General features: G+C 71.1%; 12 protein-coding genes and 1 pseudogene. 7 read left to right on the forward strand and 6 right to left on the reverse strand.

What is annotated here, in order from left to right:
* The first annotated feature begins 115 nt into the window (after window positions 1-115).
* The gene (locus J2S41_RS04045; protein ID WP_310363218.1) at window positions 116-3,244 is read left to right on the forward strand and encodes a cellulose binding domain-containing protein; all 3,129 of its coding nucleotides are present in this window, start codon (window positions 116-118) and stop codon (window positions 3,242-3,244) included.
* Between the two features lie 501 nt (window positions 3,245-3,745).
* Here the strand turns inward: J2S41_RS04045 and J2S41_RS04050 are convergent.
* Complete coding sequence (locus tag J2S41_RS04050; RefSeq protein ID WP_310363219.1) at window positions 3,746-3,976, reverse strand: hypothetical protein; 231 nt, start codon at window positions 3,974-3,976, stop codon at window positions 3,746-3,748.
* Window positions 3,977-4,150: 174 nt separating this feature from the next.
* Here J2S41_RS04050 and J2S41_RS04055 point away from each other — a divergent pair, with 174 nt between their 5' ends.
* Window positions 4,151-5,302, forward strand: coding sequence for an MFS transporter (locus J2S41_RS04055; RefSeq protein WP_310363222.1), 1,152 nt, complete (start codon window positions 4,151-4,153; stop codon window positions 5,300-5,302).
* On the opposite strand, the gene J2S41_RS04060 is transcribed toward J2S41_RS04055, so the two are convergent.
* Entirely contained in the window at window positions 5,299-5,751 is a 453-nt protein-coding gene (locus J2S41_RS04060) for a hypothetical protein (RefSeq protein WP_374728106.1), read from the reverse strand. The genes J2S41_RS04055 and J2S41_RS04060 overlap by 4 nt on opposite strands.
* Before the next feature lie 76 nt (window positions 5,752-5,827).
* Here J2S41_RS04060 and J2S41_RS04065 point away from each other — a divergent pair, with 76 nt between their 5' ends.
* The gene (locus J2S41_RS04065; RefSeq protein ID WP_310363228.1) at window positions 5,828-6,187 is read left to right on the forward strand and encodes a DUF6401 family natural product biosynthesis protein; all 360 of its coding nucleotides are present in this window, start codon (window positions 5,828-5,830) and stop codon (window positions 6,185-6,187) included.
* A gap of 50 nt (window positions 6,188-6,237) precedes the next feature.
* Here the strand turns inward: J2S41_RS04065 and J2S41_RS39790 are convergent, their stop codons facing one another.
* The 4 genes and pseudogenes from J2S41_RS39790 to J2S41_RS04080 form a co-directional block, all read right to left on the reverse strand.
* A complete protein-coding gene (locus tag J2S41_RS39790; protein ID WP_374728107.1) occupies window positions 6,238-6,576 on the reverse strand; it encodes a hypothetical protein in 339 nt (112 codons plus the stop codon).
* Between the two features lie 130 nt (window positions 6,577-6,706).
* Window positions 6,707-7,557, reverse strand: a pseudogene (locus J2S41_RS04070) (mechanosensitive ion channel family protein); the annotation flags it as partial.
* A gap of 111 nt (window positions 7,558-7,668) precedes the next feature.
* Window positions 7,669-8,136: an SRPBCC family protein gene (locus J2S41_RS04075; RefSeq protein ID WP_310363231.1), complete on the reverse strand. Its 468-nt coding sequence runs from the start codon at window positions 8,134-8,136 to the stop codon at window positions 7,669-7,671.
* 81 nt (window positions 8,137-8,217) lie between these two features.
* Window positions 8,218-9,192 (reverse strand): YihY/virulence factor BrkB family protein, encoded by a 975-nt coding sequence (locus J2S41_RS04080; protein WP_310363234.1) that lies wholly within the window; start codon window positions 9,190-9,192, stop codon window positions 8,218-8,220.
* 103 nt (window positions 9,193-9,295) lie between these two features.
* Here J2S41_RS04080 and J2S41_RS04085 point away from each other — a divergent pair, with 103 nt between their 5' ends.
* The 4 genes from J2S41_RS04085 (at window position 9,296) to mmsB (ending at window position 15,275) form a co-directional block, all read left to right on the forward strand.
* The gene (locus tag J2S41_RS04085; protein WP_310363235.1) at window positions 9,296-10,891 is read left to right on the forward strand and encodes a phytoene desaturase family protein; all 1,596 of its coding nucleotides are present in this window, start codon (window positions 9,296-9,298) and stop codon (window positions 10,889-10,891) included.
* A 390-nt stretch (window positions 10,892-11,281) separates the two neighbouring features.
* The gene (gene chvE, locus J2S41_RS04090; RefSeq protein ID WP_310363239.1) at window positions 11,282-12,406 is read left to right on the forward strand and encodes a multiple monosaccharide ABC transporter substrate-binding protein; all 1,125 of its coding nucleotides are present in this window, start codon (window positions 11,282-11,284) and stop codon (window positions 12,404-12,406) included.
* 93 nt (window positions 12,407-12,499) lie between these two features.
* Window positions 12,500-14,008, forward strand: a complete 1,509-nt coding sequence (mmsA, locus tag J2S41_RS04095; protein WP_374728243.1) for a multiple monosaccharide ABC transporter ATP-binding protein — start codon at window positions 12,500-12,502, stop codon at window positions 14,006-14,008.
* A gap of 7 nt (window positions 14,009-14,015) precedes the next feature.
* Window positions 14,016-15,275, forward strand: a complete 1,260-nt coding sequence (gene mmsB / locus J2S41_RS04100) for a multiple monosaccharide ABC transporter permease (RefSeq protein ID WP_310363245.1) — start codon at window positions 14,016-14,018, stop codon at window positions 15,273-15,275.
* Window positions 15,276-15,366: the final 91 nt, after the last annotated feature.

Here is a 15,366-nt window from a genome sequence, read left to right on the forward strand (position 1 = left end):
GTCGCGCATCTCAATGCTGCGCGTCATCCCGGTCGTCACGCGGTCGGCCGCAGTCGCGTCTTAGGAGCGTCTTAAGCCTTGTCGGTATGTTGTATGAGGTGCTTATAGTCGGCGCGTGACCGACATCGAGCCGCCTGGCGCCCGCGCATCCCGCAGGCCCTCCGGCGTCCTCGAATACGTGGCCGCGCTGCAACAGCTGGACGAGTCGGTCATCGGCGACGCCGTTTTCCTCGTCTCCGATCGCAATGCGACACTGTCCCCTTCGGACCCGCCCGCCGTCGCGATTCCGGAATCGGATCCGGTGGGCGAATCGCCATTGATGCCCACATCTTCCGGTGTCGGATATGCGGCAGGCGACCCATTACTCGCGGTAGTCGGCCGCGAGGTAGGGGATTCCCATGCTGTGGAATCGACGGGTGGGCGGCAAAGCTGGTCGGCGGACGCCGCCTCGGCCGTAACCCGCGGTGCGGACCCGGAGACGCTGCGAATACCACCGGCGAACGGCGACGAGCCGACCGCCGTGCCTCCACTGCCCCACGAAACTCCCGCTCCGGCCGACGGCTCGCCGACCGCTGTTGTGCAGCAGTCCGGCGGTGGTGGGTCCGCCGCGTCGGTGCCGGCGCCGGTCGATGGTGAGCCGACTGCGGTCGTGCGGCAGTCTGGCGATGGTGGAGCTCTAGCGCCGGCCTCGGTTCTGCGCGTGCCGTCGACGGCTGCCGAGCCGTCACCCGCCGCGGATGCGCGGATACCCGCGTTTCGTGCGGCCGGGTCCGTGCCGCCGGGGGCGGGAGACGACCGGGCGGGGCGGGCCACCGGCCGGGACCGGCGGAGCGTCGAGGAACCCACGGCGCGGATCGGGGCTCCCGGTGGTAGCGGACGCGCACGGGAGGGCACCACCCCCGGTGCGGCACGGGAGGCTCCCGCCGGAGGCGATGAACCCGGCGATTTACCTGACGGACCGTCGGCGGAGCCGGCGGATGGTGACGAGACAGCGGTCGCGGGAGCGGCCGTGGCACGACCGGCCGCGGACACGGCCGTAGGCACGGCGCCGGGGACCGGCGGCGGACATGGCGCAACGTTCGCCGAAGGGGGCGCAGAGATGCTGACGAACAACGACGATACGAACCCCACGAGGGGCACTACGGCGTCCGAGACCGGGACGATGCCGGGCCGGCCGCAGCAACAGGCGGACGAGCCGCCGGTCGAGGCGACCGCCGCCGGTGACAGTGCCGGCGGTGAGGGTGCCGGCGGTGAGGGTGCCGGCGGTGAGGGTGCCGGCGGTGAGGGTGTCGGCGGTGAGGGTGCCGCCGATGTGGTTGCCGACGCGGGCATCGCCGCACCGACGGATATCGTCGGCCACCCGGACACCGCCGGCGAAACCGATGCCGCCGCCGGGGTGCTGAATTCCTCCGGCGTTGCGGCAGTTCCGGGCACCACCGCCGACATCGGTGGGGCCGACACCAATGGCGCCGTGGACGTCGCGGAGTCGGCCCGTCTGGCGGACGCGGCGGATGTCGTCGGTGAGCCCGACGCCTCTTCTGGTCCGGATGGTGCCGCCGCGGCGGATGTCGTTGGTGAGCCCGGCGCCTCTTGTGGTCCGGATGGTGCCGCTGCGGCGGATGTCGTCGGTGAGCCCGACGCCTCTTGTGGTCCGGATGGTGCCGCTGCGGCGGATGTCGTCGGCGAGCCCAACGCCTCTTGCGGTCCGGGTGATGCCGCCGCGGCGGATGTCGTCGGCGAGGCCCGTGCCGCTGGCGATCCGGAGGACGCGGGGGAGGCGGATGTCGTCGGCGAGGCCGACGCCGCTGGCGGGCCGGACGACGTGGTGGAGGCCGATACAGATCATGAGGTCGGCGTTGTCGGTGATGCGGATATCGCCGCCGCCGGGCGGGCGGACGTGGATGCCGTCGATTCGGCGGTGAGTGGCGGCCGGGCGGCGGACGAGGCGACCTCGGCGGCCGGGCCGGAGGCGATCGCCGGGCCGGCCGATGACGTGGAGACGGCGCTGACCGCCGGGATCGGCGCGGGGCAGCGGATCGCGTGGGACATGCCGGGGGAGGACGAGTCGGAACGGACCGGCGAGATCGTCCTGCTGCTGCCGGCGGACGAGGACGAGTCGGAGCGTACCGGCGAGATCGTGCTCCGTGCCCCTTCGGCCGCGGAGGTGGACGCCTCCCCGCTGCCCGACGGAGCGCGGACCGAACCCCCGGCACCCGAGCCGCAGGTGGAATCAGCGAACGGCCCGGACCCGGCCGAAGACGCGGAGCCCGAGCCGCGGGACGCCGGGCGGGTGGAGGCGGAACCCGAGTCGCGGGACGCCGGTTCCCGGACCAGCGCCGAGGTCACCGACGCCGACGTCGGAGATCCGCGGGCGGCGGTGACCAGGGTGACCGGGTCGTATCCGGTGGTGCGGCGTCGGCCGGTGATCGACACGCCGTCCGGTGGATATTCGGTGATCAACTCCAGTCTCCCGGCCGGGTCCGGGGCCTACCTGTCGCTCAACGGGAACTCGGCGGCGTACGCGGCGCTCAACGGAGCTTCCGGGGCCTACCCGATCGTGGCGGCGGAGGAGGACGGCCGGGCCGTGGGTGCGGCGCGGGTCGTGGGGCCGCCGCGGAGGTTCGTGGGGTCGGCGCCGGCGGAGATCTCCGCGGGCCAGGCGCCGAGCCGGCGTGCTGACGTCTGGATCGCGACGCTGGTCGTGGCCGTGGCGGCGGTGGTGATCCTGGGCGTGGCGTACGGGATCGCGGTCATGAGCCGCCCGCCCGCGGGACAGCAGGTGATGCTGCCGCCGATCACGATCGAGTCGGCCGGCGCGACGTCCACGCCGTCCGGGCCGGCCCCGGCATCCACCGTCCGGCCGTCGTCGGGCGACACCACTCCGTCAACCCCACCCGGCGGTACGGCGGCGGGCGGCGCGACGGCCGGGCTGACCGCCGCCTACAGCCGGGTCGCGAACACCGGCTTCCTCGGGCTCACCGGATACCGGGGACAGGTGACGATCACCAATGACGGTACGTCGCCCGCCGCCGGCTGGGAGCTGACACTCAGCCTGCTCGACGGCCAGACGGTATCGGCGGTGAGCGGCGCCGACCACGAGCAGTGGGGCACGATGGTGCGATTCACGCCGGCCGCGGGCCGGACGGTGCCGCCGGGCGGCTCGGTCACGTTCACGTTCGACGTGCCGGGATGGATTCAGGGCGAGCCGACCGGCTGCCAGCTGAACGGCGCCGCCTGCCGGTGAGGTTCCGCCGGGAGAGACCCGGCACGTGACCGACGCGACACCCGCTGCGGCGAGCGGCGCGAATGCGCGCCATCACCGGAAGCGGCACGAGCGCCGCGCTCTTACGGGAAGCGGCACGAGCGCCGCGCCCTTTCGGGAAGCGGCACGAGCGCCGCGCCATTACAGGAAGCGGCACGAGCGCCGCGCCATCACCGGAACGGCACGCGCCTCGCGCATCACGGCAGGAGGCGCGGACGCTGCGCCTTCCCGGGCACGTCGCGCGGGGTGCGGCGTTCCGGCCGAACGGTGGAGTTTGCGGCCGAGCGAACCCGGGAACGACGTAGGGGTGGAGTGGTGCGGTCACGCCCACGCGACCGCACCGGATGGAGATCGGAGAACCCGGCGCAGCCGGGGCGGAGATCAGGGGTGGTACGGCGGCCCGGCCGCCGGCGGAGCCGGTCGAGCGGGCGTCCCGCGAAGCGCCCGAGGAGGAGGACCTCCCTGGCGTACCCCCTGGTGGTTCTAATCTTGAAGATCGTCCGCGCGGACGCGGGCCGACTCGGGCCGGCGGCGCTCGGTGTCGTCGGCGATGATCACCGTGGCGACGAGCATGGCGACGACGACGGCGAAGAACCAGGACGCGTCCGTCGCGAGACTCGCCGAGACGGGAGCGTGGACGGCGGCCAGGACGAAGCCCAGCCAGGCGAGGCGCCGCTGGCGCGGAGTCAGGAAACCGGTGGCTCGCTGCTGCATCCGAGCAAGTCTGCCCAAAGATCTCCCCGGCGCGTTCACCCTTTCGGCCGATCCCACTACGTCCGTCCGTACCTTATGGGTTTGCCTTGATCTTGATCATGTGAGGTATTCGCCCCAATACGAAGATCCGGGGTTCGCGCCGGGCCGCCGCCGGCCGCCAGGCATGATCGCGGGGTGCCTCTTCTCGCGCTCGCCTACTTCGGTTTCATCAGCCTCGGACTGCCCGACGGGTTGCTCGGCGTGGCGTGGCCGTCGATGGCCGCGGACTTCGGCGTGCCGCTGGACGCGCTCGGCTTCCTGACCGTGGCCGGCATGATCGGCTACTTCACGTCCAGCGTGGCGGCCGGTTTCGCGCTCGGCCGGCTGGGCGTGGGCTGGCTGCTCGCGATCAGCACGGGGCTGGCGTCGCTGGCGCTGACCGGGTACCTGAGCACCCCGGTCATGGTGCTCGCGGTGCTGTGCGCGCTGGTGCTGTCGCTCGGTTCCGGCGCGATCGACTCGGGGCTGAACGCGTACGCCGCGACCGCGTTCGGCCCGCGCCACATGAACTGGCTGCACGCGTTCTTCGGGCTCGGCGTGGCGATCGGCCCGCTGATCATGACGACCGTGCTGGAGTCGGGCCTGTCCTGGCGGTGGGGTTACGGGATCGTGGCGATCTTCCAGGCCGGTCTGGCGGTCGCGTTCGCGCTGACCGTGCGATTGTGGGTGCGCCCGGTGGCGGCCGACGCGCCGGCAGAGGTGCCGAAGGCCGGGCACACGCTGCGCATCCCGGCGGTCTGGCTCGGCCTCGGCGCGTTCGTCTGCTATGTGGCGATCGAGGCGGCGGCCGGGTTGTGGGCGTACACGGTGCTCACCCAGGGGCGCGACATGTCGCCGCGGGCGGCCGGGCTGATCGTCTCCGCGTACTGGGGCGCGCTCTTCGTCGGCCGGGTCGTCTTCGGCTGGGTGTCCGAGCGGATCAGCAGCCACCGGGTGCTGGTCGGCGCGCTGGTCGGCATGGCCGCGGGCGCCGCGCTGATCGCGCTGCCCGCGTCCGGCTGGGTCGCGGCGGCCGGCCTGGTCGTGCTCGGCTTCGCCGCCGCCCCGGTGTTCCCGCTGCTCACCCTCACCACGGCGGATCGGGTGGGCGCCGCGCACGCGGACCGGGCGATCGGCCTGCAGGTGGGCGCGTCCGGCGCGGGCGGCGCGCTGGTCCCGGCGCTGATCGGAGTGCTGCTCAACCGCGCCGGGTTCGGCTGGCTCGGCCCGGCGCTGCTGGCGCTGTCCGTGCTGCTCGTCGGCCTGTACCTGCTGGCCTCGCGCGGTCGCCGGCCGGTCGCGGTCTAGGTGTGCTCGGGGGCGGGTTCATGGCCCGGCTCGCCGTGCGTGCGGCGCCGCTCCTTGAGACGCGCCTCCCACAGGTGCCGCCGCCCGCCCGCGAGCGTGTCCCGCGCGGTGCGCTCCAGCTCGCGGAAGACCGAGACGTACCCGTCCTCGTACTCCTCCACCAGCTGGAACGTCCACCGGCCGGCGATCACGTTGCGCCCGATCAGTTCCGTCTCCACCCGGTCGGCGAGCTCGTGGTGACCGGCTTCGCGCAGCTTCGCCACCGCGCCGTCAAGTTTGAAGTCCGCTTCGCCGGTCAGCTGGTGCATCGCGTACAGGTGCCCGCGCGCCCGCTCGGTCGTCTCCAGCGCCTCGGTCAGTCGCCCGAGCGCCTCGACCGTCACGTCATCGATCTCCACGGCGCCGTGCATACCCATAATCTTTCGGGGGTACGCCGTAGAGCGCGACATTCCTGGGTGAATCGGGCTTCGGTTCGACCGTCCGGCTGAGGCGGCGCACAGCCGCGGGCGGCTAGCGTCACTCCACATGACTCTCGGGTCCCCGGGCTCCGCCGATCAGCACACCGCCACGCAGCGTGCACGCACCGCGCTCGCCGGGCTGATGTCCTCGGTCGGCTCCCTCGGTCTCGCCGCGGCCGCGACCGCTCCAGCCCTGCTCGCCGCGATCGACCAGCACGCCGCCGCCGTCCGCGACAGCCTCCAGGCCGACCTGCGGCCACTCTCCGCGATCGCGCTGGCCGGATACGTGGAGGGCATCCGCGACGCGGCCCGCGAACACGGCTGGCGCATGCCGGAGGGCCACATCGACTTCGCCGCCGGCGACTGGGTCCTGACCCGCCTGCTCGCGGTCTGCTCCCTGGCCCAGGGCCTCCCCACCCGCGCGTGAAAGCGGGGCGCGTCCCGGTGGGACACGCCCCGCTTCTCTGGGGGAGGGAGTCAGCTCTTGTCGCGATCGGCCGGTGGTGTGCTCTTGATCACCGCGGTCACGTCCGGGTCGCCGGCGTCCGGTGCGGTCCGGCTGATCGGCGCCGTCACGTCCGCCTCGCCGCCCGCGCGGCCCGGCTGGAACGAGGCCGGCTCGCCCGGGCCGTCCGTGGAGACCGGGGCCAGCCGCCCGGACGGTGCCACGCTGCCGGACTGGTAGAGCCCGCGACCCGTGTTGATCGCCTGGGTGGCCTCCGCGTCGCCCGCACCGGAGACGGACACGCCGCCGGCCGGGACCGCGTCGGAGACGTCGCCGTCCTGCCGCGGCACGACCGTGGGCCGGTCGGACATCTGCCGGTTCGTGTCGTCGCGTCCCGCCTCCTCGGCCGCGGCCCGCTCGCGCGCCTCGGCCTGGCTGCGCGCCTCGGCCTCGGCCCGGGCGCGCGTCTCGGCCTCCGCCTCGGCCCGGGCACGCGCCTCGGCCTCGGCCTGCTGCGCCGCGATCCGCTCGCCCTCGAGCCGCTCGGCCTCGCGGCGTTCCGCGTCGCGGCGCTCGGTCTCCTCGGCCTCCAGGCGGGCCTTGCGCTCCGCCTCCAGCCGCTCCGCCTCCGCGCGGGCCTGGCGCTCGGCCTCGGCGCGCGCCTCGGCCTCGGCCGCGTACTGGCGCGCCCGCTCGCGGATGACCTCGGTCTCGGTCGCGGCGCGGGTCAGCCAGCCGTCCCAGCGGGACTGCATCGGGCGGACCAGGCCGCCGCCGACGCCCACGATCAGGATGCCGGCGATGGTGGCGAGCACCGCGACCAGCACCGGCGTGGTGACCGTGGTGGCGATGCCGGCCTGGTTGAGCGCGGCGATGACGCCGAGCCCGACGATGAACGCCCAGGCGAAGCCCGCGATGATCCGGCCGTACGTGAGCCCGCCCAGCGCGGCGCGGATGAGGTCGCGGACCGCGCCGGCGATGGCGGCGGCCACGACCACGATGACGATCGCGACGAACGCGCGCGGCAGCCACGCGACCACGCCGGCGATCAGGTCGCTGACCGGATTGGGTCCCCACACGCCGAACGCGAGCTGCAGCGTGAGCAGCAGCACCGCGTAGTAGGCGAGCTTCGCGAGGATGTCACTCGCGTCGTACCGGCTGCGCTCCAGCGCGCGGCCGATGCCGCCGCGCTCCACCGCGCGGTCGAAGCCGACCCGCTCCAGGATCTTGTCGACGACCTTGCGTACGCCCTTCGCCACGAAATATCCGACGACCAGGATCGCGAGGAACGCGACGGCCTTCGGTACGAAGAGCAGCACCGATCGCCACATGTCGGTGATCGCGTCTGCCATTCGGTCCCTCCCTCGGAAAGCTCGGTTCACCGAGCCATACCCCGGCCCGGATAGACGGAAACCGCCGGGCCCAGGAGTGGCGGGCCCGGCGGTTTCGACGATCAGTGCAGGTCAGGGCTGCGGACGGTCCACCTCGCCGCGCCACGCGCCGGTCTCGATGCCGGAACGGTCGGACTCGATGAACTCCTTGAAGCGCTTCATGTCGCCCTTGATCCGGCGGTCGATGATGCCCAGCTTGTCGCCGGCCTGCTCCGCGATGCCCTCCGGCTCGAACTCCATCTGCGCGGTGACGCGCGTGTGGTTCTCGTCCAGGCGGTGGAAGGTGATCACGCCGGACTGCTTGGTGCCGCCGGTGGACGTCCACGCGACGCGCTCGTCCGGCAGCTGCTCCGTGATCTTCGCGTCGAACTCGCGCTTGACGCCGGCGATCTCCGTCTTCCAGTGGGTGTCGGTGTCCGAGATCTGGCGGATCTCGGTGACCCCCTCCATGAATCGGGGGAACTCCTCGAACTGGGTCCACTGGTTGTAGGCGGTGCGGATCGGCACGGCCACGTCGACGTGTTCGGTCACGGTACCCATCGAAATTCCTCCTTCGCAGTACGCATGCTCTTGCAACGTCCGTACTGATGGCCTACCCGGAGAGATTCGCCGTAAACGGATCTAGGGCTCGTCCTTGGGCGGCAGCGGCGGGTCCGGGTCCTCGACGCCGCCCTGCATCGCGCGTCCGCGCGCCACCTGAGCGTTGATCTCCACGCCCAGCATCACGGCCGAGTTGATCAGGTAGAGCCAGACCAGGAACGCGATGACCGCGCCGAGGCTGCCGTACGTGCGGTCGTAGTTGCCGAAGTTCGTCACGTACAGGCCGAACCCGAAGCTGACCAGCGCGGAGGCGAGCAGCGTCACGAAGCCGCCCACGGTCAGCCAGCGGAACCGCGGCTGCTGCACGTTCGGCGCGATCCAGAACAGCAGCGCCAGCAGCATCATCCCGACCAGCACCAGCACCGGCCACTTCGCGATGCCCCAGATCATCCGCGGCGTGTCGCCCAGGTGCAGCGCGTCGCCGACCGCGTCCGCGACCGGCCCGCTCACCGCCAGCCCGAACGCGCCGACCGCGAGCAGCACCAGCGCCACCGCGGTGAGCAGGATCTGCAGCGGCCGCAGCTTCCAGAACGGGCGGCCCTCCTCGACGCCGTAGATGGCGTTGGAGGCGCGGGTGAAGCCGCCCACGTAGCCGGACGCGGACCACAGCGCGCCGATCACGCCGAAGCTGAGCAGCGCGCCGGCCGAGGTCTGGCCCAGCACGGTGTCCCGGATGAACGTCTCGAACGACGCGTTGTCCAGCAGCGACCGCGCGCCCAGGTCGTAGAGGATGTCCAGGATCGTGTTGACCGCGGCCTCGCCCTCGCCCTCGGAGACCAGTCCGACCATCGCCACGATCACGATGGCGGACGGGAAGAGCGAGAGCACGGAGTAGTACGTCAGGCTCGCGGCCCAGTCGGAGCAGTTGTCGTCCATGAATCCCTTGCCGGCGCGCCAGAGGATGCCGCGCCAGGTGCGCCAGCGCAGCTGCCGGAGCCGCTCGGGCAGGCGGAGCGAGTCGGACCGGTCATCGGGAACGGTGGTCGACGCCGCCATCACGCGCCTCCGCGGGTCAAAGGGTGGCGAGACGATACCCGGGGTAACCAGGTGCCAAACGAACCTAGGCTGGGCACGAGCTGTCGGAACGATAGGGGCGAAAATGGACACCGCGGACGCGATCGTCGTCGGGGCCGGGCACAACGGACTGGTGGCGGCGAATCTCCTGGCCGACGCCGGGTGGGACGTGCTGGTGCTGGAGGCGACGCCGCACGCGGGCGGCGCGGTGCGGTCCGGCCGGATCACCGCCTCCGGATACCTGTCCGACCTGTTCAGCGCGTTCTATCCGCTCGGGTACGCCTCCCCGGTGATCAACCGGCTGGGCCTCGGCGAGCACGGCCTCAGCTGGCGGCACGCGCCGGACGTGCTGTGCCACCTGCTGCCGGACGGCCGCGCCGTGCGGATCAACCGGGACCCGGCGCTGACCGCGGAGTCGGTGGAGGAGTTCGCGGCCGGCGACGGCGAGCGCTGGATGAACGCCTACGACGACTGGCGCGCGGTCTCCGACCCGATGCTGGACGCGATCACGTCGCCGTTCCCGCCGGTCAAGGCCGGGCTCGGCCTCGCCAACCGGCTGCGCGTCTCCGGTGGCCTGCGCCTCGGCCGCCGCCTGCTGCTCTCCGCGCGCGAGCTCGGCTCCGAGCTGTTCCGCGGCGAGGGCGCGAAGCTGCTGCTGGCCGGGAACGCGCTGCACACCGATCTGTCCCCGGAGGAGGCCGGCGGGGCGGTCTACGGCTGGCTGCTCGCCATGCTGGGCCAGCAGATCGGCTGGCCGGTCCCGGTCGGCGGCGCGCAGCGCATCGCGGACGCGCTGGTCTCCCGGCTGGTCTCGCGCGGCGGCCGGATCGTCTACGGCGTGCGCGCGGAACGCGTGCTGATCGCGCGCGGCCGGGCCATGGGCGTGCGCTCGGCCGGCGGCACCGACTGGCGCGCCCGGCGCGCGGTGCTGGCCGACGTGCCCGCGCCCTCGCTCTACCTGGACCTGGTCGGCGCGCGGCACCTGCCGCCGCGGCTGGTCGAGGACCTCGCGCACTTCCGCTGGGACGGCTCCACCATCAAGATCGACTGGGCGCTGTCCGGGCCGGTGCCGTGGAAGAACCCGATGGTCGCCCGCGCCGGCACCGTCCACCTCGGAGCGGACCTCAACGGCCTCACCCGGTACGCCGCGGAGCTGGCCTGCGGCGGCCTGCCCGAGGAGCCGTTCCTGCTGGCCGGCCAGATGACCACGGCGGACCCGTCGCGCTCGCCGGCCGGCACCGAGTCGCTCTGGGCCTACTCGCACCTGCCGTTCCGCACCGAGTGGGACGGCGAGTCGGTGGCCCGCCAGGCCGCCCGCATGGAGGAGGTGCTGGAGCGCGCCGCGCCCGGCTTCGGCCGGCTGGTGGTGGCGCGGCACGTGGCCGGCCCCGGCGACCTGGAGCGGGAGGACCCGAGCCTGGTCGGCGGTACGGTCGGCGGCGGCTCCTCGGCCGCGTACCAGCAGCTGTTCTTCCGCCCGATCCCCGGGCTGGGCCGGGCGGACACGCCGGTGGACCGGCTGTTCCTGGCCGGCTCGTCGGCGCACCCGGGCGGCGGCGTGCACGGCGCGCCGGGGGCGAACGCGGCGCGCGCCGCGATGGCCCGGGACCGCGCGGTCGGCGGCGGTCTCTACGCGGCCGCGATCCGGGCCGCGCACCGGGCGGTCTACGCGGACCGGTGACACGCGCTCCGGTGCGCCGGGAACGCTTCGTGATCGAATCGCCACCTATCGGCGCCGATTCGATCTTCGCAGGTCATGCCGGCGCACCGAAGGTCACAACACCAACACGGTCGTCCGTACCGTGTCTGGTTTAAGGCTTATATAGGTGTTTCGACGGCCGAAGAGTGATCCATCGGGGTGGCGCGCACCACTCGGAGGCGATTAGATTTCATTTCGCTGTAGGCCTTGACTGGCCAGTTGTTAGCGCTAACACTTCACCTCAACCACCACGGCGAAACACCGGAGTAACTCCGACGACATGTGGCTACGAGGCTGGTGCGGGGCACCTTCGCACCTCTCACGGCCGGATGTGGGCACCGCCTGGGGGCTTTCCAGATCAAGGGAGAGAGCATGAAACTCGCGAGGCTCGCCGCCGCGGCCATAGGTCTGAGCGTCGTCCTTACCGCCTCCGCCTGCGGTTCGACCGAGAAGGCGTCCGAGGGCGGCGACACTGGTTCGGCCGAGGGCGCGCTGGTCGGCGTGACCATGCCGACCAAGGTCTCCGAGCGCTGGGTCGCGGATGGCAACAACGTCAAGGCCGCGCTGGAGAAGCTGGGCTACAAGGTCGACCTGCAGTACGCGGAGAACGACGTCCCGACCCAGGCGAACCAGATCGACAACCAGATCACCCAGGGCGCGAAGCTCCTGATCGTGGCGTCGATCGACGGCAAGGCGCTCACCACGCAGCTGGAGAACGCCAAGGCGAACAACATCCCGGTCATCTCGTACGACCGGCTCATCCTCGGCTCGCCGAACGTGGACTACTACACCACCTTCGACAACAAGAAGGTCGGCGTCCAGCAGGCCACCTCGCTGCTGGTCGGCCTCGGCATCAAGAAGGCGGACGGCACGGACGGCACCGCGAAGGGCCCGTTCAACATCGAGCTGTTCGCCGGCTCGCCGGACGACAACAACGCGACGTTCTTCTTCAACGGCGCGATGGAGACCCTCCAGCCGTACATCGACAACGGCACGCTGGTCGTCAAGAGCGGTCAGAAGGACTTCAACACCGTCTCCACGCTGCGCTGGGACCCGGCCACGGCCCAGCAGCGCATGGAGAACATCATCACCACCACCTACACCGGTAACAACAAGGTCGACGGCGTGCTCTCGCCGTACGACGGCATCTCGATCGGCATCATCTCCGCGCTGAAGAGCAACGGCTACGGCACCGGCGGCCAGGACTGGCCGATCGTCACCGGCCAGGACGCCGAGGTCGCGTCGGTCAAGTCGATCATCGCGAACGAGCAGTACGCCACGATCTACAAGGACACCCGGCAGCTCGCCGACGTGACCGTGAAGATGGCGGACGCGGTGCTCAAGGGCCAGCAGCCCGAGGTCAACAACACCACGGACTACAACAACGGCACCAAGGTCGTCCCGTCGTACCTGCTGGAGCCGGTCATCGTCTACAAGGACAACTACAAGCAGACGCTGATCGACACCGGTTACTACACCGAGGACGCCCTCAAGTAAGACCGCGTTTCATCCCGGCGGCGGGCTCCGGCCCGCCGCCGGTCACCTTTAGAGCAACGAGGAGCAACCGCCGTGGCCGACGCGCTACTGCAGATGCGGGGAATCACCAAGACCTTCCCCGGCGTCAAGGCGCTCTCCGACGTGAACCTCACCGTCAAACGCGGCGAGATCCACGCCATCTGCGGGGAGAACGGGGCCGGCAAGTCGACCCTGATGAAGGTGCTCTCCGGTGTGTACCCGCACGGGACGTACACCGGTGAGATCATTTTTGATGGCGAAGAGTGCCACTTCTCCGACATCCGGGACAGCGAGAAGCGTGGCATCGTCATCATCCACCAGGAGCTGGCGCTCAGCCCGTACCTGTCGATCGCGGAGAACATCTTCCTCGGCAACGAGGTGGTGCACCGCGGACTGATCGACTGGAACAAGACCAACGCGGAAGCGGCGAAGCTGATGCAGCGGGTCGGGCTGCACGAGAACCCGACCACTCCGGCCATGGACATCGGTGTCGGCAAGCAGCAGCTCGTGGAGATCGCCAAGGCGCTCTCCAAGAAGGTGCGCCTGCTGATCCTGGACGAGCCGACCGCGGCGCTGAACGACGAGGACTCCGCCAAGCTGCTGAACCTGCTGCGCGGTCTGCGCGAGCAGGGCATCACCTGCGTGATCATCTCGCACAAGCTGAACGAGATCGAGGCGATCGCCGACTCGCTGACCATCATCCGGGACGGCCGCACGATCGAGACGCTCGACATGAAGGCGGACAACGTCACCGAGGACCGGATCATCTCCGGCATGGTCGGCCGCGACCTCGAGCACCGTTACCCGCCGCACGAGCCGACGATCGGCCCCGAGGTGCTGCGGATCGAGAACTGGACCGTGTTCAGCCCCACCCAGCACGGTCGGAAGATCATCGACAACGCCAACCTCACGCTGCGCCGCGGCGAGATCGTCGGGCTGGCGGGCCTGATGGGCGCCGGCCGCACCGAGCTGGCGATGAGCGTGTTCGGGCGCGCGTACGGCGTGGACATCTCCGGCAAGGTCTACAAGGACGGCAAGGAAGTCCACCTCAGGAACGTCGGCGACGCGATCAAGCACGGGCTGGCGTACGCGACCGAGGACCGCAAGCGCTACGGCCTGAACCTCATCGAGGACATCCAGCGCAACGTCTCCGGCGCGAGCCTGGAGAAGCTGGCCAGCGGCGGCTGGGTGAACGAGAACGAGGAGTTCAAGGTCGCCGACCAGTACCGCCGGGACCTGAACGTGAAGGCCCCGAGCGTTGCGGCGATCACCGGCACGCTCTCCGGCGGCAATCAGCAGAAGGTCGTGCTGGCCAAGTGGATCCACACCGACCCGGACGTGCTCATCCTGGACGAGCCGACCCGGGGCATCGACGTGGGTGCCAAGTACGAGATCTACACCATCATCAACGCCCTCGCGGACCAGGGTAAGGCGATCCTCGTGATCTCCTCCGAGCTGCCCGAGCTGCTCGGCATCTGCGACCGGATCTACGCGCTCTCCGCCGGACGGGTCACCGGCGAGCTACCACGCGCGGAAGCAACCCCGGAGCGACTCATGCAGTACATGACCAAGGTTAAGGAGTAAGGCTCCGATGAGTAGCGTCGCGCCGGCGACCGGCGGCATAACGACCAACACGGCCAAGGTGCCGGATGGGGGCGGCCCGAAGGGCGCCAACGGCAGGTTCTCGATCAACCTGCGGCAGAGCGGCATCTACATCGCGTTCGCGCTGATCGTCGTGCTGTTCACGGTGCTGACCGACGGTAAGCTGCTGGGCTTCCAGAACATCAGCAACATCATCATTCAGCACTCGTACATCCTGATCCTCGCGATCGGCATGATCCTGATCATCATCGCCGGCCACATCGACCTCTCGGTCGGTTCCGTGGTCGCGGCCACCGGCGCGCTGGCCGCCGTGTTGATGGTCAACATGGACGTACCGTGGCCGCTGGCCATTCTGATCACGCTGCTCGTCGGCGGCGCGATCGGCGCCTGGCAGGGCTTCTGGGTCGCCTACTTCGGCATCCCCGCGTTCATCGTCACGCTCGCCGGCATGCTGCTGTTCCGCGCGGTCGCCATGTGGACGCTGGGCAACCAGGGCATCGGCCCGTTCCCGGACGAGATCCGGACGATCGCGAACGGCTTCACGCCCGGCACGCTCGGCAACGTCGCACTCGGCCCGCTGGGCGGCGCGGACATCATCACGCTGCTGGTCGGCATCCTGGTCTGCGTCGGCATGGTGGTCACCCAGTGGCGGACCCGCCGGGTGCGGATCGGCTACCAGCAGGCGGTCGAGTCGATGGCGATCTTCGTGCTCCGCAACGTGCTGGCCATCGCCGTGATCATGACGATCGTCGTGCAGCTCGCCCGGTTCAAGAACCTGCCGTGGGTGCTGGTGCTGCTCGCCGCGCTGGTGCTGCTCTACACGCTGGTCGCGAACCGGACGGTCTTCGGCCGCCACATCTACGCCATCGGCGGCAACCTCCAGGCCGCGTCGCTGTCCGGCGTGAAGGTCAAGCAGGTCACGTTCTGGCTGTTCGTGAACATGGGCGTGCTCGCCGCGGTCGCCGGCATCATCCTGTCCGGCCGCCTCAACGTCGCGCTCCCCGGCGCCGGCAACCAGTTCGAGCTGGACGCCATCGCGGCCGCCTTCATCGGTGGCGCCGCGGTCCAGGGCGGCGTCGGCAAGGTCGTCGGCGCCATCACCGGCGGCCTGATCATGGCCGTGATCAACAACGGCATGTCCCTGCTCGGCTCCGAGCCGGCCGAGGTCATGCTGGTCAAGGGCCTGGTCCTGCTCGCCGCGGTCGCGCTCGACGTCTGGGCCAAGCGCCGGGCCGGCGCCAGCCGCTGACCCTCGCATCGCCGACGACAGCGGCGGTCCCCGGCATCGGGGGCCGCCGCTGTCTCGTCCGGTGAGCCGGGTGCGGCTCCCGCGGCCGACG

The sequence above is a fragment of the Catenuloplanes atrovinosus genome (assembly GCF_031458235.1).
In the GTDB taxonomy this organism is placed as follows: Bacteria; Actinomycetota; Actinomycetes; order Mycobacteriales; family Micromonosporaceae; genus Catenuloplanes; species Catenuloplanes atrovinosus.

What these genes read in the sequence shown, in the direction of transcription:
- J2S41_RS39790 (WP_374728107.1), bottom strand. Translation starts at nt 6,576, where the DNA reads ATGTCCGACCGGCCCACGGTCGTGCCGCGGCAGGACGGCGACGTCTCC.
- J2S41_RS04085 (WP_310363235.1), top strand. Translation starts at nt 9,296, where the DNA reads ATGGACACCGCGGACGCGATCGTCGTCGGGGCCGGGCACAACGGACTG.
- J2S41_RS04065 (WP_310363228.1), top strand. Translation starts at nt 5,828, where the DNA reads ATGACTCTCGGGTCCCCGGGCTCCGCCGATCAGCACACCGCCACGCAG.
- J2S41_RS04060 (WP_374728106.1), bottom strand. Translation starts at nt 5,751, where the DNA reads ATGTCGCGCTCTACGGCGTACCCCCGAAAGATTATGGGTATGCACGGC.
- J2S41_RS04050 (WP_310363219.1), bottom strand. Translation starts at nt 3,976, where the DNA reads ATGCAGCAGCGAGCCACCGGTTTCCTGACTCCGCGCCAGCGGCGCCTC.
- chvE (WP_310363239.1), top strand. Translation starts at nt 11,282, where the DNA reads ATGAAACTCGCGAGGCTCGCCGCCGCGGCCATAGGTCTGAGCGTCGTC.
- J2S41_RS04075 (WP_310363231.1), bottom strand. Translation starts at nt 8,136, where the DNA reads ATGGGTACCGTGACCGAACACGTCGACGTGGCCGTGCCGATCCGCACC.
- J2S41_RS04080 (WP_310363234.1), bottom strand. Translation starts at nt 9,192, where the DNA reads ATGGCGGCGTCGACCACCGTTCCCGATGACCGGTCCGACTCGCTCCGC.
- mmsB (WP_310363245.1), top strand. Translation starts at nt 14,016, where the DNA reads ATGAGTAGCGTCGCGCCGGCGACCGGCGGCATAACGACCAACACGGCC.
- mmsA (WP_374728243.1), top strand. Translation starts at nt 12,500, where the DNA reads ATGCGGGGAATCACCAAGACCTTCCCCGGCGTCAAGGCGCTCTCCGAC.